The following is a 20251-nucleotide window of genomic DNA, read 5'->3' as shown; positions in this document are numbered from 1 at the left end:
TAATTGAAGCGAGTATAGACGTTTCGGTCTGGCCTGGTAATAGGCTGAAGTGCGGCGCTATTTTCTTTGCGCTACATTAATGCGGCTGCATTTAGGGGTACGATTTTGCATTGAATCGTGCATACTGTGCGCTTTTTGTGGGCCAAGGGACTAAGCACACATTTGTTATTCAAACGAAAAGACTAGTCTATGAGCACTGATAATAAGCAATCATTACCCGCAGTAACGCTTGCGGCGATCGGGGTTGTCTACGGTGATATCGGCACCAGCCCGCTTTATACGCTTCGTGAATGTCTGTCCGGTCAGTTTGGTTTTGGTGTAGAGCGTGACGCCGTATTTGGTTTCCTCTCGCTCATCTTCTGGCTGCTGATCCTGGTGGTCTCCCTTAAGTATCTCTCTTTCGTAATGCGGGCTGATAACGCGGGCGAGGGCGGTATTCTGACCCTGATGTCCCTTGCCGGGCGCAATACGTCCGCAAGAATGACCTCCGTGCTGGTCATCATCGGCCTGATTGGCGGCAGCTTCTTCTATGGAGAAGTCGTGATTACGCCGGCGATTTCTGTAATGTCGGCCATAGAGGGGCTGGAGATTGTCGCGCCACAGCTTGATACGTGGGTGGTGCCACTCGCTATTATCGTGCTGACGTTGCTGTTTGCCATACAAAAACACGGTACCGGGCTGGTGGGTAAGCTGTTCGCGCCTATTATGCTGGCCTGGTTCCTGATCCTGGCGGCGCTGGGCTTACGCAGTATTATCGCCAACCCGGATGTCCTGCACGCGCTGAACCCAATGTGGGCGGTGCATTTCTTCCTTGAATATAAAGTGGTGTCGTTTGTGGCGCTGGGCGCGGTGGTGCTGTCCATTACCGGTGTTGAAGCGCTGTATGCGGATATGGGTCACTTCGGGAAACTCCCTATTCGCGTCGCCTGGTTTAGCGTGGTCTTGCCTTCACTGGTGCTGAATTACTTCGGTCAGGGCGCGCTGCTGCTTGCACACCCTGAAGCGATTAAAAACCCGTTCTTCCTGCTGGCGCCGGACTGGGCGCTGGTTCCGATGCTGATCCTGGCGACGCTGGCGACGGTCATTGCCTCTCAGGCTGTCATTTCAGGCGTATTCTCCCTGACGCGTCAGGCCGTGCGTCTGGGTTATCTCTCCCCAATGCGCATTATCCATACCTCGGAGATGGAGTCTGGCCAGATCTACATTCCCTTCGTCAACTGGCTGCTCTATTTCGCGGTAGTGATTGTTATCGTCAGCTTTGAGCACTCCAGTAATCTGGCGGCGGCGTACGGTATCGCGGTAACCGGAACGATGGTGTTGACCTCTATTCTCTCCACTACCGTGGCGTACCGTAACTGGCACTGGAATAAGTTCCTCGTGGGGCTGATCCTGGTTGGCTTCCTCTGCATCGACGTGCCGCTGTTCTCTGCGAACCTCGACAAGATTGTCTCCGGCGGCTGGCTGCCGCTGACGCTGGGTCTGGTGATGTTTATTGTGATGACGACGTGGAAGAGCGAACGTTTCCGCCTGCTGCGTCGTATGCACGAGCACGGTAACTCTCTTGAGGCGATGATCGCCTCGCTGGAGAAATCCCCACCGGTGCGCGTGCCGGGCACAGCGGTGTATATGTCTCGCGCGCTGAACGTGATCCCGTTTGCGCTGATGCATAACCTCAAGCACAACAAAGTGCTGCACGAGCGCGTGATCCTGCTGACGCTGCGTACCGAAGATGCGCCGTACGTTCACAACGTGCGTCGCGTACAGATTGAACAGCTGTCCCCAACCTTCTGGCGCGTGGTGGCAAGCTACGGCTGGCGCGAAACGCCGAACGTGGAAGAGGTGTTCCACCGCTGCGGTCTGGAAGGCCTGAGTTGCCGCATGATGGAGACGTCGTTCTTTATGTCCCACGAGTCGCTGATCATCGGCAAGCGCCCATGGTATCTGCGCCTGCGCGGCAAGCTGTATCTCATTCTGCAACGTAACGCCCTGCGTGCGCCTGACCAGTTTGAGATCCCGCCTAACCGCGTGATTGAGCTGGGGACGCAGGTCGAGATTTAACCCTTCTGAATATGCCGGGTGGCGCTGCGCTTACCCGGCCTACCAGACCCGTAGGCCCATGCAAGCGTAGCGCCGCCGGGCAATTTTCCTCTATTGCATTTCACTTAGCGAAACGTTTCGACGTTGATCACAAATCCGTTACGTCATGATGGTTTTCTGAACACTTCTGCGGCTACACTGTTTTTAGCGAAACGTTTCGCTAGTGGAGCAAAAAATGAAGAAAGGCACAGTACTCAACTCAGAAATCTCATCGGTGATTTCCCGTCTTGGGCATACCGATACGCTGGTGGTTTGCGATGCAGGCTTACCGGTTCCGCGCAGCACAACCCGTATCGATATGGCGTTAACGCAGGGCGTACCCTCGTTCATGCAGGTACTGGAAGTGGTCACCGCGGAGATGCAGGTTGAGGCGGCCATTCTCGCGGCGGAAATCAAACAACATAATCCGCAACTCCACGAAACGTTGCTCAGCCACATTGAGCAACTGCAACAGCACCAGGGAAACACCATAGAAATTCGTTACACAACGCACGAGCAGTTCAAACAACAAACCGCAGACAGTCAGGCGGTGATTCGCAGCGGGGAGTGCTCCCCGTATGCGAATATCATTCTCTGTGCTGGCGTCACCTTCTGAGGCCATCATGGACGCATTACTGCAACTCAAAGGGATCGATAAGTCGTTCCCGGGCGTAAAAGCCCTCTCCGGTGCGGCGCTGAACGTCTATTCCGGGCGCGTCATGGCGCTGGTGGGCGAAAACGGCGCCGGCAAATCCACCATGATGAAAGTGCTGACCGGTATCTACCAACGCGATGCCGGTTCGCTGCTGTGGCTGGGTAAAGAGACCACCTTTAACGGCCCGAAATCCTCTCAGGAAGCGGGCATCGGCATCATCCACCAGGAGTTGAACCTGATCCCGCAGCTCACCATTGCGGAGAACATCTTCCTCGGCCGTGAGTTCGTGAACCGGTTTGGCAAAATCGACTGGAAAACCATGTATGCCAAAGCGGACAAACTGCTGGCGAAGCTGAATCTGCGCTTTAAGAGCGACCGACTGGTGGGCGACCTTTCCATCGGCGATCAGCAGATGGTGGAAATCGCGAAGGTGCTGAGCTTCGAGTCGAAGGTCATCATTATGGATGAACCGACCGACGCCCTGACCGATACCGAAACCGAATCCCTGTTCCGCGTGATCCGTGAGCTGAAATCCCAGGGCCGCGGCATTGTCTATATCTCACACCGCATGAAAGAGATATTCGAGATCTGCGACGACGTCACCGTGTTTCGCGACGGGCAGTTTATTGCCGAGCGCGAAGTGGCAACCCTGACCGAAGATACGCTGATTGAAATGATGGTGGGACGTAAGCTCGAAGATCAGTATCCGCATCTGGAGAAAGCGCCGGGAGAGATTCGCCTGAAGGTGGATAACCTCTGCGGGCCGGGCGTGAATGACGTCTCCTTTACCCTGCGCAAGGGCGAGATCCTTGGCGTCGCGGGCCTGATGGGCGCGGGGCGCACCGAACTGATGAAAGTGCTCTATGGCGCACTGCCGCGCACCAGCGGCTACGTTACCCTCGACGGCCATGAGGTGGTCACCCGCTCGCCTCAGGATGGCCTGGCGAACGGCATTGTCTATATTTCCGAAGACCGTAAGCGCGACGGCTTAGTGCTGGGCATGTCGGTGAAAGAGAACATGTCCCTGACGGCGCTAGGCTATTTCAGCCGCAGCGGCGGCAGCCTGAAACACAAAGATGAGCAGCAGGCGGTCAGCGATTTTATCCGTCTCTTTAACGTTAAAACCCCATCGATGGAGCAGGCGATTGGCCTGTTGTCCGGCGGGAATCAGCAGAAAGTGGCGATTGCCCGCGGGCTGATGACGCGCCCAAAAGTGTTGATCCTTGATGAACCTACCCGCGGCGTGGACGTGGGCGCGAAGAAAGAGATATATCAGCTGATTAACCAGTTCAAGGCCGACGGTCTGAGCATCATTCTGGTCTCTTCCGAGATGCCAGAGGTATTAGGCATGAGCGATCGCATTATCGTCATGCATGAAGGGCATCTCGGCGGTGAATTCACTCGCGAGCAGGCCACCCAGGAAGTTCTGATGGCTGCCGCTGTGGGCAAGCTTAATCGCGTGAATCAGGAGTAAGAAGATGACTACCCAGGCTGTTTCTGGTCGCCGCTATTTCACAAAGGCATGGCTGATGGAACAAAAATCGCTGATTGCCCTGCTGGTGCTGATCGCGATTGTCTCGACCATGAGCCCGAACTTTTTTACCGTCAATAACCTGTTCAACATTCTTCAGCAGACCTCCGTCAACGCCATTATGGCGGTGGGGATGACGCTGGTGATTTTGACCTCGGGTATCGATCTGTCCGTCGGTTCCCTGCTGGCCCTCACCGGCGCGATCGCCGCGTCGATTGTTGGTATTGAGGTCAACGCGCTGGTGGCCGTTGCCGCTGCGCTGGCGGCAGGTGCGGCAATTGGCGCCGTAACCGGCGTGATTGTGGCGAAAGGTCGCGTTCAGGCGTTCATCGCCACGCTGGTGATGATGCTGCTGCTGCGCGGTGTGACCATGGTGTACACCAACGGCAGCCCGATTAATACCGGTTTTACCGATAACGCCGATCTGTTTGGCTGGTTCGGTATTGGTCGCCCGCTGGGTGTCCCGACCCCGGTCTGGATCATGGCTATCGTCTTCCTGGCGGCATGGTACATGCTGCACCATACCCGTCTGGGTCGTTATATCTATGCGCTGGGCGGTAACGAAGCGGCAACGCGCCTGTCCGGTATCAGCGTTAATAAAGTCAAAATTATCGTTTACTCCCTGTGCGGCCTGCTGGCGTCTCTGGCGGGCATCATCGAAGTGGCGCGCCTCTCCTCCGCGCAGCCAACGGCGGGTACGGGCTATGAGCTGGATGCCATCGCGGCAGTGGTTCTGGGCGGTACGAGCCTTGCGGGTGGTAAAGGTCGCATTGTTGGGACATTGATCGGCGCACTGATCCTCGGTTTCCTGAATAATGGTTTGAATTTGTTAGGTGTTTCCTCCTATTACCAGATGATCGTTAAGGCAGTGGTGATTTTGCTGGCGGTACTGGTAGACAACAAAAAACAGTAACTGACGACACTACAGGACATCTTAGATATGAACATGAAAAAACTGGCTACCCTGGTTTCTGCTGTCGCGCTGAGCGCAACCGTAAGTGCTAACGCCATGGCGAAGGACACCATCGCGCTGGTTGTCTCTACCCTGAACAACCCGTTCTTCGTCTCCCTGAAGGATGGCGCGCAGAAAGAAGCAGATAAACTGGGCTACAACCTGGTGGTGCTGGATTCTCAGAACAACCCGGCGAAAGAGCTGGCTAACGTTCAGGACTTAACCGTTCGTGGTACCAAAATCCTGCTGATCAACCCAACCGATTCCGACGCGGTCGGTAACGCCGTGAAGATGGCAAACCAGGCGAAGATCCCGGTCATCACCCTTGACCGTCAGGCAACGAAAGGGGATGTGGTCAGCCACATTGCGTCTGATAACGTACTGGGCGGTAAAATCGCTGGCGACTACATCGCGAAGAAAGCAGGTGAAGGCGCGAAAGTGATCGAGTTGCAGGGGATCGCCGGGACTTCCGCGGCCCGTGAACGTGGTGAAGGTTTCCAGCAGGCTGTAGCGGCGCACAAATTCAACGTGCTGGCGAGCCAGCCGGCAGACTTCGACCGTACAAAGGGCCTGAACGTCATGCAGAACCTGCTGACCGCGCATCCTGATGTGCAGGCGGTATTCGCACAGAACGACGAAATGGCGCTCGGTGCGCTGCGTGCGCTCCAGACTGCGGGTAAATCAGATGTGATGGTTGTCGGATTTGACGGCACGCCGGATGGTGAAAAAGCAGTAAATGATGGCAAACTGGCTGCGACCATCGCTCAGCTGCCTGAGCAAATTGGCGCGACTGGCGTGCAAACTGCCGATAAAGTGCTGAAGGGCGAAAAAGTTCAGGCCAAATATCCTGTTGACCTGAAACTGGTCATTAAGCAGTAAAGGCGATTCAGGCAGTCGCTGGCTGCCTGAGGGACACCAAATAAAAGAAAAGTGTGGCATACGCCACCGGGTAATACCGGTGGCGCTCTCAGATGGACACCTCAATACATGAAAACCGCAGGCAACCTCGTCGTCCTTGGCAGTATCAATGCCGATCACATTCTTAACCTTGAAACGTTCCCCACTCCGGGCGAAACCGTCACTGGCAATCAGTATCAGGTGGCGTTCGGCGGTAAGGGCGCAAACCAGGCGGTTGCCGCCGGACGCAGCGGGGCGAATATCGCGTTTATCGCCTGTACGGGTGATGACGATACCGGCGAGCGCGTACGCAAACAGCTGGCAAGCGACAACATCGACATTGCACCCGTCAGCGTGGTTGCAGGGGAATCTACCGGCGTGGCGCTGATTTTCGTCAATGCGGAAGGTGAGAATGTCATCGGTATTCATGCGGGGGCTAATGCCGCGTTAACGACTGAACGCGTCGAAGCGCAGCGTGGAATCATCGCCGGAGCGGAAGCCCTGCTGATGCAGCTGGAATCACCGGTTGAAAGCGTGCTGGCCGCCGCGAAAATTGCGCATGAAAATCATACGTCTGTCCTACTTAACCCTGCGCCTGCCCGTGTATTATCAGACGAGCTGCTGGCGCTGGTGGATATCATCACCCCGAACGAAACCGAAGCGGAAAAGCTGACGGGTATCCGTGTCGAAAATGATGACGATGCCGCGCGTGCCGCGCTTGCACTGCATGAAAAAGGCATCGGCACCGTAATCATCACCCTCGGCAGCCGTGGGGTGTGGGCTAGCGTCAATGGCGAAGGCCGTCGCGTACCGGGCTTTAAGGTCAAAGCCATTGATACCATCGCCGCAGGAGACACCTTCAACGGTGCACTGGTAACGGCGCTGCTGGAAGGAAAAGCAATGGATGACGCGATCCGCTTCGCGCATGCCGCCGCTGCGATTGCGGTGACGCGTAAAGGCGCTCAGCCTTCTGTTCCATGGCGTAAAGAGATTGATGAATTCTTAAGTCAGCAGGGGTAACGCTTGGCCACAATGAAAGATGTCGCCCGTATGGCGGGCGTTTCTACCTCGACTGTCTCCCACGTAATCAATAACGATCGCTTCGTCAGCGAGGCGATTCGGGAGAAAGTTGACGCTGCAATTAAAGAACTCAACTATGCGCCGTCTGCGCTGGCCCGCAGCCTGAAGCTCAACCAGACGCGCACCATCGGCATGCTGATCACGGCCAGTACCAACCCTTTTTATTCTGAACTGGTGCGCGGCGTGGAGCGCAGCTGCTTCGAGCGCGGCTACAGCCTGGTGCTGTGCAATACCGAAGGCGATGAGCAGCGCATGAACCGTAACCTGGAAACGCTGATGCAAAAACGCGTCGACGGGCTGCTGCTGCTCTGTACCGAAACGCATCAACCTTCGAAAGAGATCATCCAGCGTTACCCTTCTATTCCCACGGTGATGATGGACTGGGCGCCGTTCGACGGCACCAGCGATCTGATCCAGGATAACTCGCTGCTGGGCGGCGATATGGCGACTCAGCATCTGATCGATAAAGGTCATACCCGCATTGCCTGTATTACCGGCCCGCTGGATAAAACCCCGGCGCGCCTGCGTCTGGAAGGCTATCTTTCGGCCATGGAACGGGCGGGGCTTGCCATTCCTGATGGCTATCGCATCACCGGCGATTTCGAATTTAACGGTGGATTTGAAGCAATGCAGAAACTGCTGGCGCAAGAGCCGCGTCCGCAGGCGGTGTTTATCGGTAACGATGCGATGGCATTCGGAGCATATCAGGCGCTGTATCAGGCGGGATTACGTGTTCCGGACGACATGGCGATCGTCGGTTACGATGATATCGAACTGGCGCGCTACATGACGCCCCCACTGACCACCATCCATCAGCCGAAGGATGAACTGGGCGAGCTGGCCATCGATGTGTTGATCCACCGCATGGCCCAGCCCACGCTGCAACAGCAACGTTTGCAGCTTACTCCTGTTCTGATGGAACGCGGTTCGGTTTAGCCTTCTCTTTGTGACGCTCTTTAATCAGGTTCCGGCCGTCTTTTGGTTTTAACAACATAAAGACCACCGCCGATACCACGGTAAGCGCGCCCATAGTGATAAAGGTATAGTGGAACTGCTCAACGGTATTTGTACCGTCAAACCCTTCATAAAACCGCAGTACCGCCGCGCTCACGGCAACCCCGAGGCTGATCGACAGCTGTTGAGTGACCGCCAGTACGCTGTTGCCGCTGCTGGCATTCTCGTCGGTGAGGTCCGCAAGGGTGATGGTGTTCATCGACGTAAACTGCGTCGACATGGCCATACCCAGCACAAACAGCGGCAGGATCAGCATCCAGATTGGTAACGCCGCAGATTGCAGGGAGAACTGCGCAATCATCAATCCGATAAAGATCGTCACGCCAACCAGCGTCTTACGATAGCCAAACCAGCGCAGCACCTGCGTGACCGTCGATTTTGCCAGAATCGAGCCCATCGCCGTGGGCGCCATCATGCAGCCAGCAATCAGGGCCGGATAGCCGAAACCGACCTGGAGCATCAGCGGCATCAGGAACGGTACGCAGCCCGTGCCCAGACGCGAGGCAATATTGCCCGCGATCCCGACGGAGAACGTTCGGGTGTTAAACAGAGATAAAGAGATAAGCGGTGTCGGATGGCGACGCGCATGACGTATATATAGAAGGAACAGCAGAATACCGCTGAGGATGACGGCCATCGCCAGCCACGTCGCTACGATTTTCTCGCCAAACAGCTCCATCCCGCTGGAGAACAGGACCAGGCTCAGGCCAAACAGGAAGAAACCACCCATATCGAAGCTGCGTCTTGGCGTGGTGAAGTTCGGCATATATTTGCGGGCATAAATCAGCCCTGCCACACCAATCGGAATATTAATCAGGAAGATCCAGTGCCAGCTAGCCCAGGTCACCAGTACGCCGCCGAGAACCGGGCCAAGTATCGGGCCGACCAGGCCAGGCATAGTCACAAAGTTGAGCACCGGGAGCAGTTCGCTGCGCGGATAGGCGCGTAATAACGCCAGACGCGCGACGGGCATCATCATCGCGCCGCCTATCCCCTGTAGAACGCGGAAGATAACCAGTTCCGTCAGAGAGGTGGAGAGGGCGCAAGCCAGAGAACCGAGCGTGAACAGCGTCACCGCCAGCATGAACACTTTGCGTGTGCCAAAACGATCGGCCAGCCAGCCGCTGACCGGAATAAGCATCGCCACTGTCAGGGTGTAGCTGATGATGGCGGATTGCATCGCCAGCGGGGAGCGGTTAAGGCTTTGGGCTATGGCGGGAAGGGCGGTATTGAGGATAGTGGCATCCAGTGCCTGCATAAAGAACGCCATGGCTGCAATCCACGGCAGTCCGGCCATACTGCGTGCTTTTTTCTCTGTCATTTATTTACCTGCTGGTGGGTTGGCGCGGCCAGCAACGCCTGGCACGCACTCAGGGCTCGCTGCCCGTCGCTCTCCTGAATGGCATCGACTATCGCCTGATGCAGATCCAGCTTCACCACCTCATCCTGCGTGATAGAGGTAAAGTAAGTGTGGTACACAGAATGGAATAAAGAAGCAAAGGAGGTCAGGAAAGGATTTCCGCTCATATTATAGATATGTTCATGCCAGGCCATATCGACCGCTATCCAGCGCTCGCGGTTAAAGTGCTTTTTCAGATCCACCATCTCTTCCATCAAAGTATTGAGCTGCGCTTTTTGCTCGGCTGTGCCGAGCGTGGCGGCAAGCAGGCAGGCCTGAGGCTCAAGACTGCTGCGCATGACCAGAAAGTGATCGACGACCTGATTAAAGTTATCTTCGGTCATCCACCAGGTGAGTAACTCCTGATCGAGAAAGTTCCAGTTTCCCTGAGGCATAACGCGGGTGCCAATGCGCGGGCGTGGAAGCACCATCCCTTTCGCCGTTAATGTTTTTACCGCTTCGCGAACGGCGGTACGGCTAACGCCAAACTGATCTCCCAGCTCCATCTCGCTGGGCAGGATGCTACCTGGAGCATATTTACCCGCTAAGATCAGCTGCGCCAGTTTCTCTGCCAGCACATAGGACAGGTTTTTTTGAGCTGCCAGCTGTTGTGCGCTTAATGGCATCGCTTTTATTCCTTAAATATTGATGCGGTTAATTATGCCATCTCAGGTGTGATTGTGGTTGCAGATACATCAAATAGAACAATTTGTAGCTTGAACTCATCGCTTTTGGTGAAAAAAAACACGGTCAGAAACTTTTTTTAAATTTCCTCTTGTCACTTCAGAAGAACTCCCTATAATGCGCCTCCACTGACACGGAACAACGGCACGCAAGCCGCCGGGTCAGCAGAGAAAAGCAAAACAAACGCTTGACTCTGAAGCGGGAAAGCGTAATATGCACACCCCGCGCCGCAGCGAAAACGAAGCGGCACTGCTCTTTAACAATTTATCAGACAATCTGTGTGGGCACTCAAAGTGACATGGATTCTTAATGTCTTCGGACACTAAATGAATACCAAGTCTCAACGAGTGAACACGTAATTCATTACGAAGTTTAATTCATTGAGCATCAAACTTTTAAATTGAAGAGTTTGATCATGGCTCAGATTGAACGCTGGCGGCAGGCCTAACACATGCAAGTCGAACGGTAACAGGAAGCAGCTTGCTGCTTCGCTGACGAGTGGCGGACGGGTGAGTAATGTCTGGGAAACTGCCTGATGGAGGGGGATAACTACTGGAAACGGTAGCTAATACCGCATAACGTCGCAAGACCAAAGAGGGGGACCTTCGGGCCTCTTGCCATCGGATGTGCCCAGATGGGATTAGCTAGTAGGTGGGGTAACGGCTCACCTAGGCGACGATCCCTAGCTGGTCTGAGAGGATGACCAGCCACACTGGAACTGAGACACGGTCCAGACTCCTACGGGAGGCAGCAGTGGGGAATATTGCACAATGGGCGCAAGCCTGATGCAGCCATGCCGCGTGTATGAAGAAGGCCTTCGGGTTGTAAAGTACTTTCAGCGGGGAGGAAGGCGATAAGGTTAATAACCTTGTCGATTGACGTTACCCGCAGAAGAAGCACCGGCTAACTCCGTGCCAGCAGCCGCGGTAATACGGAGGGTGCAAGCGTTAATCGGAATTACTGGGCGTAAAGCGCACGCAGGCGGTCTGTCAAGTCGGATGTGAAATCCCCGGGCTCAACCTGGGAACTGCATTCGAAACTGGCAGGCTAGAGTCTTGTAGAGGGGGGTAGAATTCCAGGTGTAGCGGTGAAATGCGTAGAGATCTGGAGGAATACCGGTGGCGAAGGCGGCCCCCTGGACAAAGACTGACGCTCAGGTGCGAAAGCGTGGGGAGCAAACAGGATTAGATACCCTGGTAGTCCACGCCGTAAACGATGTCGACTTGGAGGTTGTGCCCTTGAGGCGTGGCTTCCGGAGCTAACGCGTTAAGTCGACCGCCTGGGGAGTACGGCCGCAAGGTTAAAACTCAAATGAATTGACGGGGGCCCGCACAAGCGGTGGAGCATGTGGTTTAATTCGATGCAACGCGAAGAACCTTACCTACTCTTGACATCCAGAGAACTTAGCAGAGATGCTTTGGTGCCTTCGGGAACTCTGAGACAGGTGCTGCATGGCTGTCGTCAGCTCGTGTTGTGAAATGTTGGGTTAAGTCCCGCAACGAGCGCAACCCTTATCCTTTGTTGCCAGCGGTCCGGCCGGGAACTCAAAGGAGACTGCCAGTGATAAACTGGAGGAAGGTGGGGATGACGTCAAGTCATCATGGCCCTTACGAGTAGGGCTACACACGTGCTACAATGGCGCATACAAAGAGAAGCGACCTCGCGAGAGCAAGCGGACCTCATAAAGTGCGTCGTAGTCCGGATTGGAGTCTGCAACTCGACTCCATGAAGTCGGAATCGCTAGTAATCGTGGATCAGAATGCCACGGTGAATACGTTCCCGGGCCTTGTACACACCGCCCGTCACACCATGGGAGTGGGTTGCAAAAGAAGTAGGTAGCTTAACCTTCGGGAGGGCGCTTACCACTTTGTGATTCATGACTGGGGTGAAGTCGTAACAAGGTAACCGTAGGGGAACCTGCGGTTGGATCACCTCCTTACCTTAAAGAACCTGCCTTTGTAGTGTCCACACAGATTGTCTGATGAAAAGTAAATAGCAAGGCGTCTTGCGATTGAGACTGTACGTCCCCTTCGTCTAGAGGCCCAGGACACCGCCCTTTCACGGCGGTAACAGGGGTTCGAATCCCCTAGGGGACGCCACTTGCTGGTTCGTGAGTGAAAGTCACCTGCCGTCATATCTCAAAACTGACTTGCGAGTCATGTTTGAGATATTTGCTCTTTAAAAATCTGGATCAAGCTGAAAATTGAAACGACACACAGCTCATGTGTGTTCGAGTCTCTCAAATTTTCGCAATCAGAAGTGAAACATCTTCGGGTTGTGAGGTTAAGCGACTAAGCGTACACGGTGGATGCCCTGGCAGTCAGAGGCGATGAAGGACGTGCTAATCTGCGAAAAGCGCCGGCGAGGTGATATGAACCTTTGACCCGGCGATGTCCGAATGGGGAAACCCAGTGCAATCCGTTGCACTATCGTTAACTGAATACATAGGTTAACGAGGCGAACCGGGGGAACTGAAACATCTAAGTACCCCGAGGAAAAGAAATCAACCGAGATTCCCCCAGTAGCGGCGAGCGAACGGGGAGCAGCCCGGAGTCTGAATCAGCTTGTGTGTTAGTGGAACGGTCTGGAAAGTCCGACGGTACAGGGTGATAGTCCCGTACACGAAAGCACACATGCTGTGAACTCGAAGAGTAGGGCGGGACACGTGGTATCCTGTCTGAATATGGGGGGACCATCCTCCAAGGCTAAATACTCCTGACTGACCGATAGTGAACCAGTACCGTGAGGGAAAGGCGAAAAGAACCCCGGCGAGGGGAGTGAAAAAGAACCTGAAACCGTGTACGTACAAGCAGTGGGAGCCTCTTTTATGGGGTGACTGCGTACCTTTTGTATAATGGGTCAGCGACTTATATTCTGTAGCAAGGTTAACCGTATAGGGGAGCCGAAGGGAAACCGAGTCTTAACTGGGCGTTAAGTTGCAGGGTATAGACCCGAAACCCGGTGATCTAGCCATGGGCAGGTTGAAGGTTGGGTAACACTAACTGGAGGACCGAACCGACTAATGTTGAAAAATTAGCGGATGACCTGTGGCTGGGGGTGAAAGGCCAATCAAACCGGGAGATAGCTGGTTCTCCCCGAAAGCTATTTAGGTAGCGCCTCGTGAACTCATCTTCGGGGGTAGAGCACTGTTTCGGCTAGGGGGCCATCCCGGCTTACCAACCCGATGCAAACTACGAATACCGAAGAATGTTATCACGGGAGACACACGGCGGGTGCTAACGTCCGTCGTGAAGAGGGAAACAACCCAGACCGCCAGCTAAGGTCCCAAAGTCATGGTTAAGTGGGAAACGATGTGGGAAGGCACAGACAGCCAGGATGTTGGCTTAGAAGCAGCCATCATTTAAAGAAAGCGTAATAGCTCACTGGTCGAGTCGGCCTGCGCGGAAGATGTAACGGGGCTAAACCATGCACCGAAGCTGCGGCAGCGACGCTTATGCGTTGTTGGGTAGGGGAGCGTTCTGTAAGCCGTTGAAGGTGGCCTGTGAGGGTTGCTGGAGGTATCAGAAGTGCGAATGCTGACATAAGTAACGATAATGCGGGTGAAAAGCCCGCACGCCGGAAGACCAAGGGTTCCTGTCCAACGTTAATCGGGGCAGGGTGAGTCGACCCCTAAGGCGAGGCCGAAAGGCGTAGTCGATGGGAAACAGGTTAATATTCCTGTACTTGGTGTTACTGCGAAGGGGGGACGGAGAAGGCTATGTCAGCCGGGCGACGGTTGTCCCGGTTTAAGCATGTAGGCGGAGGTTCCAGGTAAATCCGGTACCTTGTTAACGCTGAGGTGTGATGACGAGGCACTACGGTGCTGAAGTGATAAATGCCCTGCTTCCAGGAAAAGCCTCTAAGCATCAGGTAACACGAAATCGTACCCCAAACCGACACAGGTGGTCAGGTAGAGAATACCAAGGCGCTTGAGAGAACTCGGGTGAAGGAACTAGGCAAAATGGTGCCGTAACTTCGGGAGAAGGCACGCTGATGTGTAGGTGAAGCCCCTGCGGGTGGAGCTGAAATCAGTCGAAGATACCAGCTGGCTGCAACTGTTTATTAAAAACACAGCACTGTGCAAACACGAAAGTGGACGTATACGGTGTGACGCCTGCCCGGTGCCGGAAGGTTAATTGATGGGGTTAGCGGCAACGCGAAGCTCTTGATCGAAGCCCCGGTAAACGGCGGCCGTAACTATAACGGTCCTAAGGTAGCGAAATTCCTTGTCGGGTAAGTTCCGACCTGCACGAATGGCGTAATGATGGCCAGGCTGTCTCCACCCGAGACTCAGTGAAATTGAACTCGCTGTGAAGATGCAGTGTACCCGCGGCAAGACGGAAAGACCCCGTGAACCTTTACTATAGCTTGACACTGAACACTGGTCCTTGATGTGTAGGATAGGTGGGAGGCTTTGAAGCGTGGACGCCAGTCTGCGTGGAGCCAACCTTGAAATACCACCCTTTAATGGCTGGTGTTCTAACGTAGACCCGTTACCCGGGTTGCGGACAGTGTCTGGTGGGTAGTTTGACTGGGGCGGTCTCCTCCCAAAGAGTAACGGAGGAGCACGAAGGTTGGCTAATCCTGGTCGGACATCAGGAGGTTAGTGCAATGGCATAAGCCAGCTTGACTGCGAGCGTGACGGCGCGAGCAGGTGCGAAAGCAGGTCATAGTGATCCGGTGGTTCTGAATGGAAGGGCCATCGCTCAACGGATAAAAGGTACTCCGGGGATAACAGGCTGATACCGCCCAAGAGTTCATATCGACGGCGGTGTTTGGCACCTCGATGTCGGCTCATCACATCCTGGGGCTGAAGTAGGTCCCAAGGGTATGGCTGTTCGCCATTTAAAGTGGTACGCGAGCTGGGTTTAGAACGTCGTGAGACAGTTCGGTCCCTATCTGCCGTGGGCGCTGGAGAATTGAGGGGGGCTGCTCCTAGTACGAGAGGACCGGAGTGGACGCATCACTGGTGTTCGGGTTGTCATGCCAATGGCACTGCCCGGTAGCTAAATGCGGAAGAGATAAGTGCTGAAAGCATCTAAGCACGAAACTTGCCCCGAGATGAGTTCTCCCTGAGACTTTAAGTCTCCTGAAGGAACGTTGAAGACGACGACGTTGATAGGTCGGGTGTGTAAGCGCAGCGATGCGTTGAGCTAACCGATACTAATGAACCGTGAGGCTTAACCTTACAACGCCGAAGGTGTTTTGGCGAAGAGACAGACACGATTTTCAGCCTGATACAGATTAACAGAATTTGCCTGGCGGCTTTAGCGCGGTGGTCCCACCTGACCCCATGCCGAACTCAGAAGTGAAACGCCGTAGCGCCGATGGTAGTGTGGGGTCTCCCCATGTGAGAGTAGGGAACTGCCAGGCATCAAACAAGTGAAGAGGCCATCCGGAAGGATGGCCTTTTTGCGTTTGTTTGTTGAAAAACGGCAGGCCGGGCAAGGCGAAGCCGCCACCCGGCAGATCTCAGACTGCACACCACGCCAAAATAAACGCTGCAATCCCCTCCACATTATTCAAATCCAGAACCGGTACTTCCAGCGACAACGCAACGTCACTGGCCACGGCAATCACATGCTCATCCAGCATTAGTTCGCTAACATCATGCCCGGCGCCGTTTCTGAACAGCAAGATCTTAGGCACGACCTCATGCTTAAACCCCTCAACCAGCACCAGATCCAGCGTGGAGTGATCCATCCGGCTGACAAGATAAACGAGATCCAGCGGTGCTTCATCTGGTGTTTCTGTCATTAACGCCCAGCGCTGGTTACTCGCCACCATCGTTTGTGCAGCGCCAGCCTTACGCAGCTCATAGCTATCTTTCCCGGGCTTATCGACATCCATATTATGGTGCGTATGCTTAATCAATCCGGGACGAATGCCTTTGGCGCAAAGTGCAGGTATTAGTTTTTTTAGCAGCGTAGTCTTCCCGGTGCCACTCCAGGCAGAGATCGCTAATACGGGTATCATTTCTTCTCCTGCATTATCTGCAAATCTTCCGTCGTGTTTACATTCACAAACGCCGATTTCATGTCGCTGAAATCAACGGAATGCCCTCCGGACTGACGCATAAATACCATGACGCGCCGCTCTCCTGCGGCCAGGTAATCTTCCAGCGCGGATATTAACGAGCGATTAATCAATGCGATCGTTGGATGGTCGCGTTCACCGTCGTGTACCCAGACGACGGGAGCACCACCGCGCCCCTGCACCAGACGTTCAACCAGGCAGGACGGGATGAAGGGCGTATCACAGGAACAAAAGAGAAACCACTCTCCATGCGACTGCTGCATAACGGAAAGCATTCCCGCCAGCGGACCGGGGTAGTCCACCAGGTTATCCTGATAAACCGGATACCCGCTGCGCTGATAAATATCAACATGTCGGTTAGCGCTGATCGCCATCGAGGACACCTGATCTGCAAGCGTATCAGCAACATGATGCCATAATGGTGTGTTGTTCAGGAGCTGAAGCCCCTTATCCTTTCCGCCCATACGCGTTGCCCTGCCCCCGGCCAGAACAACTCCGATGATTTCCTGGCATTGATTCACGAATATCGCCTCTTTTATTGTGGGATTGACCCTGCTAACGTGTCTCTCTAAATGAAAGGAGCACTACCATGAAATGTAAACGTCTTAATGAAGTCATTGAGCTTCTCCAGCCGGCCTGGCAAAAAGAGCCAGAGCTGAATCTGATGCAATTTTTACAGAAACTGGCGAAAGAGTCAGGTTTTGATGGCGAACTGGCAGACCTTTCTGACGACATCCTGATCTACCACCTGAAAATGCGTGACTCGGCTAAAGATGCTGTTATTCCTGGCATTCAGAAAGATTATGAAGAGGATTTTAAAACCGCATTACTGCGTGCCCGAGGCGTAATTAAAGAGTAAAAGCTTGTAAGCGGAGCCACCGAAATCGCCACAAGATGATATCCTGAATCATTCGTATAATTTCCGGATGATCGGATGAACGACCAGGCTTTTACTTTCCAGACACTACACCCGGATACCATTATGGATGCGCTGTTCGAACAGGGTATTCGGGTGGATTCCGGGTTAACCCCTTTAAACAGCTACGAAAACCGTGTCTACCAATTTCAGGACGAAGAGCGCCAGCGCTTTGTCGTAAAGTTTTACCGTCCACAGCGCTGGTCCGCAGAACAAATTCAGGAAGAGCATCAGTTTGCCCACGATCTGCTGGATGACGATGTTCCCGTTGCGGCACCCATTAAATTCAATAACCAAACGCTGCTGACCCATCAGGGCTTTTACTACGCGGTATTTCCGAGCCTGGGCGGAAGACAGTTTGAGGCAGATAATATCGATCAGATGGAATGGGTTGCCCGCTATCTGGGGCGCATTCATCAGACGGGACGTAAAAAACCGTTTGTTGCCCGTCCGACGATTGGTGTTCAGGAATATCTTATTGAGCCGCGACAGGTATTCGAAACATCGGCGCTGATCCCGAATGCGCTAAAGGATAATTTCCTCACGGCGACCGATAAGCTTATTGATGCTGTAAAAGCCTGCTGGCGGGATGATATTACTACTCTGCGCCTGCACGGTGACTGCCACGCCGGGAATATTCTCTGGCGCGATGGCCCACTATTTGTCGATCTTGATGACGCACGTATGGGACCCGCGGTGCAGGATCTGTGGATGCTGCTCAACGGTGATAAAGCCGAGCAGCGCATGCAGCTTGAGACCATAATTGAAGCTTATGAAGAATTTAGCCCCTTTAATTCAGACGAAATTGCCTTGATAGAACCTTTACGTGCGATGCGATTTGTTTATTATCTCGCGTGGTTAATCAGGCGTTGGGAAGACCCGGCTTTTCCCCGAAATTTCCCCTGGCTTACCGGGGAGGATTACTGGCGCAACCAGATATCCACATTTACCGCGCAGGTTAAGGTTCTACAGGAACCCCCTTTGCAATTAACGCCGATGTATTAATTGGACACACCCAGGAGAGAGTTAATCATGAAAAAAATTTGGCTGGCGCTGGCTGGTATGATTCTGGCATTTAGCGCAACTGCTGCGCAGTTTACCGACGGCAAGCAGTACATTACGCTGGACAAGCCTGTTGCTGGCGAGCCTCAGGTGTTGGAGTTCTTCTCCTTCTACTGCCCGCACTGCTACGAGTTTGAGCAGGTACTTCATGTTTCTGACAACGTGAAGAAAAAGCTGCCGGAAGGCACCAAAATGACGAAATACCACGTTGAGTTCCTTGGCCCACTGGGTAAAGATCTGACTCAGGCATGGGCGGTCGCGATTGCGCTGGGTGTGGAAGATAAGATCACCGCGCCTATGTTTGAAGCCGTACAGAAAACCCAGACCGTACAAACTACGGCAGATATCCGTAAAGTGTTCGTGGATGCCGGTGTTAAAGGTGAAGACTACGACGCTGCCTGGAACAGTTTCGTGGTGAAATCTCTCGTGGCACAGCAGGAAAAAGCTGCCGCTGACTTCCAGTTGCAGGGCGTGCCGGCGATGTATGTTAACGGCAAATACCAGGTGAATATGCGTGGTATGGACACGACCAGCATGGATATCTTCGTACAACAGTACGCTGATACCGTGAAATACCTGGTTGAGAAAAAGTAACAAACATAAAGAAAAACGCCGGTCACTGACCGGCGTTTTTGTATGAAGATTTAATCTTAGCTATCTGCTCGTCTTTCTCTTTCCAGAGTGTATTAAGCCAAAGCTGGAAACGACGTTTGAAGTTTTTATCGTTGACATAATCCCCGTGCAGTTCAGTGTTGACGGGCATCAGATCAACGCGGACAACGATACGCGTCAGCCTGCCGCTGAGCATATCGTAGAACGGCGTCCTGTCATTTTCCGGATAGCAGAGCGTTACGTTCAACAATTTATCGAACTGCTCACCCAGCACGTTGAGCGCCATTGCGATGCCCGCAGCCTTTGGCGGCAACAGGTTCTGATAAGGAGAACGAGTCTGCTGGCGCTTCTCTTCGGTAAAGCGTGATCCTTCGACGAAGTTAACAATGGTGGTGGGATGCGCGCGAAACTTCTCGCAAGAACGGCGCGTGGTTTCCACGTCCTTACCGCGGCGTTCCGGATGACGAATTAAATAGCTGCGTGAATAGCGTTTCATAAACGGCATATCCAGCGCCCAGCAGGCCAGTCCAATGAAAGGCACCCAGGCCAGCTGCTGTTTCAGAAAGTATTTGTTCATCGGAATGTGTTTGCGAAACAGTACGCACAATACAACGATGTCGGCCCAGCTGTGGTGATTGCAGATCAGCAGATACCAGTTCTTTTTGTTCAGCTTCTCCAGCCCCTGAACATCCCACTTCAGCCAGGGGTTCAGATGCAGCAGGATCGCCAGCCCTTCACACCAGCAGTACATCATAAAATTACAAAAAGCAGACACCGCGCGCCATACCGGAGGGACAGGCAGCAGAAGTTTAATTATTCCGGCAACGATGATTGGCACAGAACAGGCGATGGTAACCAGAATAGTTAAAATGACGCTTAACCATAATGTTATCGCTGCGAGTATTCTCGACATAATGAATTTATTCAGATAGTTAGCTGTAATTGAGCAGCCGGCTATCCGGTGCTGGGCGCCGATCTTATCAGAAATTCGCTCAGACCAGGGCGGTTTCACACCAGGAGGCTGCGGCTTTTCCTGCCAGGCAGCGAATTTTTGCATATAGACAGAGTGCTTAAGTCTTATATCCACATAGACTAAATAAACATCAGTGAAGCGCGATCTTAAGTGATCTTATAGCAATGCTTTGATTTTATTAGATAAATAAGTTTTCAGTATCACTTTTATAAAGCTGTTATTCACCTGTATTAAAAATATGCACAAACTTATCCACAGTTTTGTTTTGCGAGCGATCTTCCCGATCGCAAAATCTTTTTCTGTATAAAGCGCTAAAACCTGATGTTTTCATCCTTCTGTGGCATCCTTTACCCATAAATTCATA

15 protein-coding genes, 1 tRNA gene and 3 rRNA genes are annotated in these 20251 nt (G+C 53.5%); 14 read left to right on the top strand and 5 right to left on the bottom strand.

Annotation, left to right across the window (positions count from 1 at the left end; all coding sequences use genetic code 11):
- Window positions 1-189: 189 nt before the first annotated feature.
- The 7 genes from kup to rbsR all read left to right on the top strand — a co-directional run bounded on the left by kup (window position 190) and on the right by rbsR (window position 8127).
- A complete protein-coding gene (gene kup / locus LOC22_RS10585; RefSeq protein ID WP_006808744.1) occupies window positions 190-2058 on the top strand; it encodes a low affinity potassium transporter Kup in 1869 nt (622 codons plus the stop codon).
- Window positions 2059-2272: 214 nt separating this feature from the next.
- Window positions 2273-2692, top strand: coding sequence for a D-ribose pyranase (gene rbsD / locus LOC22_RS10580; protein ID WP_003862392.1), 420 nt, complete (start codon window positions 2273-2275; stop codon window positions 2690-2692).
- A gap of 7 nt (window positions 2693-2699) precedes the next feature.
- Window positions 2700-4205: a ribose ABC transporter ATP-binding protein RbsA gene (gene rbsA, locus LOC22_RS10575; RefSeq protein ID WP_230239549.1), complete on the top strand. Its 1506-nt coding sequence runs from the start codon at window positions 2700-2702 to the stop codon at window positions 4203-4205.
- A gap of 4 nt (window positions 4206-4209) precedes the next feature.
- Complete coding sequence (gene rbsC, locus LOC22_RS10570; protein WP_003862395.1) at window positions 4210-5175, top strand: ribose ABC transporter permease; 966 nt, start codon at window positions 4210-4212, stop codon at window positions 5173-5175.
- Window positions 5176-5202: 27 nt separating this feature from the next.
- Entirely contained in the window at window positions 5203-6093 is an 891-nt protein-coding gene (gene rbsB / locus LOC22_RS10565) for a ribose ABC transporter substrate-binding protein RbsB (RefSeq protein WP_003862397.1), read from the top strand.
- 108 nt (window positions 6094-6201) lie between these two features.
- Window positions 6202-7131, top strand: coding sequence for a ribokinase (gene rbsK / locus LOC22_RS10560; protein ID WP_045343944.1), 930 nt, complete (start codon window positions 6202-6204; stop codon window positions 7129-7131).
- A gap of 3 nt (window positions 7132-7134) precedes the next feature.
- Window positions 7135-8127 carry a ribose operon transcriptional repressor RbsR gene (rbsR, locus tag LOC22_RS10555; protein WP_003862402.1) on the top strand — a complete coding sequence of 331 codons (993 nt, stop codon included), beginning with the start codon at window positions 7135-7137 and terminating at the stop codon, window positions 8125-8127.
- Here rbsR and mdtD read toward each other — a convergent pair.
- Both mdtD and LOC22_RS10545 read right to left on the bottom strand, forming a co-directional pair.
- On the bottom strand, window positions 8093-9526 hold the full coding sequence (gene mdtD / locus LOC22_RS10550) for a multidrug transporter subunit MdtD (RefSeq protein WP_023295649.1): 1434 nt from the start codon (window positions 9524-9526) through the stop codon (window positions 8093-8095). The two genes, rbsR and mdtD, sit on opposite strands and share 35 nt — an antisense overlap.
- Entirely contained in the window at window positions 9523-10230 is a 708-nt protein-coding gene (locus LOC22_RS10545; RefSeq protein WP_003862405.1) for a FadR/GntR family transcriptional regulator, read from the bottom strand. Before LOC22_RS10545 ends, mdtD begins: the two co-directional genes overlap by 4 nt.
- A 455-nt stretch (window positions 10231-10685) precedes the next feature.
- Here LOC22_RS10545 and LOC22_RS10540 point away from each other — a divergent pair.
- From LOC22_RS10540 to rrf, 4 genes are all read left to right on the top strand, one after another.
- Window positions 10686-12227: ribosomal RNA gene (locus LOC22_RS10540) — 16S ribosomal RNA — on the top strand.
- Window positions 12228-12311: 84 nt separating this feature from the next.
- A tRNA-Glu gene (locus LOC22_RS10535) sits at window positions 12312-12387 on the top strand.
- Window positions 12388-12569: 182 nt separating this feature from the next.
- Window positions 12570-15476 (top strand): 23S ribosomal RNA (locus LOC22_RS10530).
- A gap of 69 nt (window positions 15477-15545) precedes the next feature.
- A 5S ribosomal RNA gene (gene rrf, locus LOC22_RS10525) occupies window positions 15546-15661 on the top strand.
- The 16S, 23S and 5S rRNA genes sit together here with 1 tRNA gene alongside, the layout of an rRNA operon.
- 99 nt (window positions 15662-15760) lie before the next feature.
- Here the strand turns inward: rrf and mobB are convergent.
- Both mobB and mobA read right to left on the bottom strand, forming a co-directional pair.
- Entirely contained in the window at window positions 15761-16264 is a 504-nt protein-coding gene (mobB, locus tag LOC22_RS10520; protein ID WP_045142553.1) for a molybdopterin-guanine dinucleotide biosynthesis protein MobB, read from the bottom strand.
- Window positions 16261-16845 (bottom strand): molybdenum cofactor guanylyltransferase MobA, encoded by a 585-nt coding sequence (gene mobA / locus LOC22_RS10515; protein ID WP_230239529.1) that lies wholly within the window; start codon window positions 16843-16845, stop codon window positions 16261-16263. The genes mobB and mobA overlap by 4 nt, the downstream gene beginning before the upstream one ends.
- A 68-nt stretch (window positions 16846-16913) precedes the next feature.
- Between mobA and LOC22_RS10510 the strand changes: the two genes are divergently transcribed.
- The 3 genes from LOC22_RS10510 (at window position 16914) to dsbA (ending at window position 18896) form a co-directional block, all read left to right on the top strand.
- Window positions 16914-17183 (top strand): YihD family protein, encoded by a 270-nt coding sequence (locus LOC22_RS10510; RefSeq protein ID WP_003861904.1) that lies wholly within the window; start codon window positions 16914-16916, stop codon window positions 17181-17183.
- A gap of 75 nt (window positions 17184-17258) precedes the next feature.
- On the top strand, window positions 17259-18245 hold the full coding sequence (locus tag LOC22_RS10505) for a serine/threonine protein kinase (RefSeq protein WP_023295647.1): 987 nt from the start codon (window positions 17259-17261) through the stop codon (window positions 18243-18245).
- A gap of 27 nt (window positions 18246-18272) precedes the next feature.
- A complete protein-coding gene (gene dsbA / locus LOC22_RS10500; RefSeq protein ID WP_003861908.1) occupies window positions 18273-18896 on the top strand; it encodes a thiol:disulfide interchange protein DsbA in 624 nt (207 codons plus the stop codon).
- A 22-nt stretch (window positions 18897-18918) separates the two neighbouring features.
- Here the strand turns inward: dsbA and LOC22_RS10495 are convergent, their stop codons facing one another.
- Window positions 18919-19827, bottom strand: coding sequence for an acyltransferase (locus LOC22_RS10495; RefSeq protein WP_032620765.1), 909 nt, complete (start codon window positions 19825-19827; stop codon window positions 18919-18921).
- Window positions 19828-20251: the final 424 nt, after the last annotated feature.

The organism is Enterobacter sp. AN-K1, assembly GCF_020971765.1.
Taxonomy (GTDB): domain Bacteria; phylum Pseudomonadota; class Gammaproteobacteria; order Enterobacterales; family Enterobacteriaceae; genus Enterobacter; species Enterobacter hormaechei_C.
Note: the sequence above shows the minus strand (reverse complement) of the source record. Positions and strands in the feature narration are given on the sequence as shown.

What these genes read in the sequence shown, in the direction of transcription:
- LOC22_RS10495 (WP_032620765.1), bottom strand. Translation starts at nt 19,827, where the DNA reads ATGTCGAGAATACTCGCAGCGATAACATTATGGTTAAGCGTCATTTTA.
- mobB (WP_045142553.1), bottom strand. Translation starts at nt 16,264, where the DNA reads ATGATACCCGTATTAGCGATCTCTGCCTGGAGTGGCACCGGGAAGACT.
- rbsB (WP_003862397.1), top strand. Translation starts at nt 5,203, where the DNA reads ATGAACATGAAAAAACTGGCTACCCTGGTTTCTGCTGTCGCGCTGAGC.
- rbsC (WP_003862395.1), top strand. Translation starts at nt 4,210, where the DNA reads ATGACTACCCAGGCTGTTTCTGGTCGCCGCTATTTCACAAAGGCATGG.
- LOC22_RS10510 (WP_003861904.1), top strand. Translation starts at nt 16,914, where the DNA reads ATGAAATGTAAACGTCTTAATGAAGTCATTGAGCTTCTCCAGCCGGCC.
- dsbA (WP_003861908.1), top strand. Translation starts at nt 18,273, where the DNA reads ATGAAAAAAATTTGGCTGGCGCTGGCTGGTATGATTCTGGCATTTAGC.
- rbsD (WP_003862392.1), top strand. Translation starts at nt 2,273, where the DNA reads ATGAAGAAAGGCACAGTACTCAACTCAGAAATCTCATCGGTGATTTCC.
- mdtD (WP_023295649.1), bottom strand. Translation starts at nt 9,526, where the DNA reads ATGACAGAGAAAAAAGCACGCAGTATGGCCGGACTGCCGTGGATTGCA.
- rbsA (WP_230239549.1), top strand. Translation starts at nt 2,700, where the DNA reads ATGGACGCATTACTGCAACTCAAAGGGATCGATAAGTCGTTCCCGGGC.
- rbsK (WP_045343944.1), top strand. Translation starts at nt 6,202, where the DNA reads ATGAAAACCGCAGGCAACCTCGTCGTCCTTGGCAGTATCAATGCCGAT.
- LOC22_RS10545 (WP_003862405.1), bottom strand. Translation starts at nt 10,230, where the DNA reads ATGCCATTAAGCGCACAACAGCTGGCAGCTCAAAAAAACCTGTCCTAT.
- kup (WP_006808744.1), top strand. Translation starts at nt 190, where the DNA reads ATGAGCACTGATAATAAGCAATCATTACCCGCAGTAACGCTTGCGGCG.
- LOC22_RS10505 (WP_023295647.1), top strand. Translation starts at nt 17,259, where the DNA reads ATGAACGACCAGGCTTTTACTTTCCAGACACTACACCCGGATACCATT.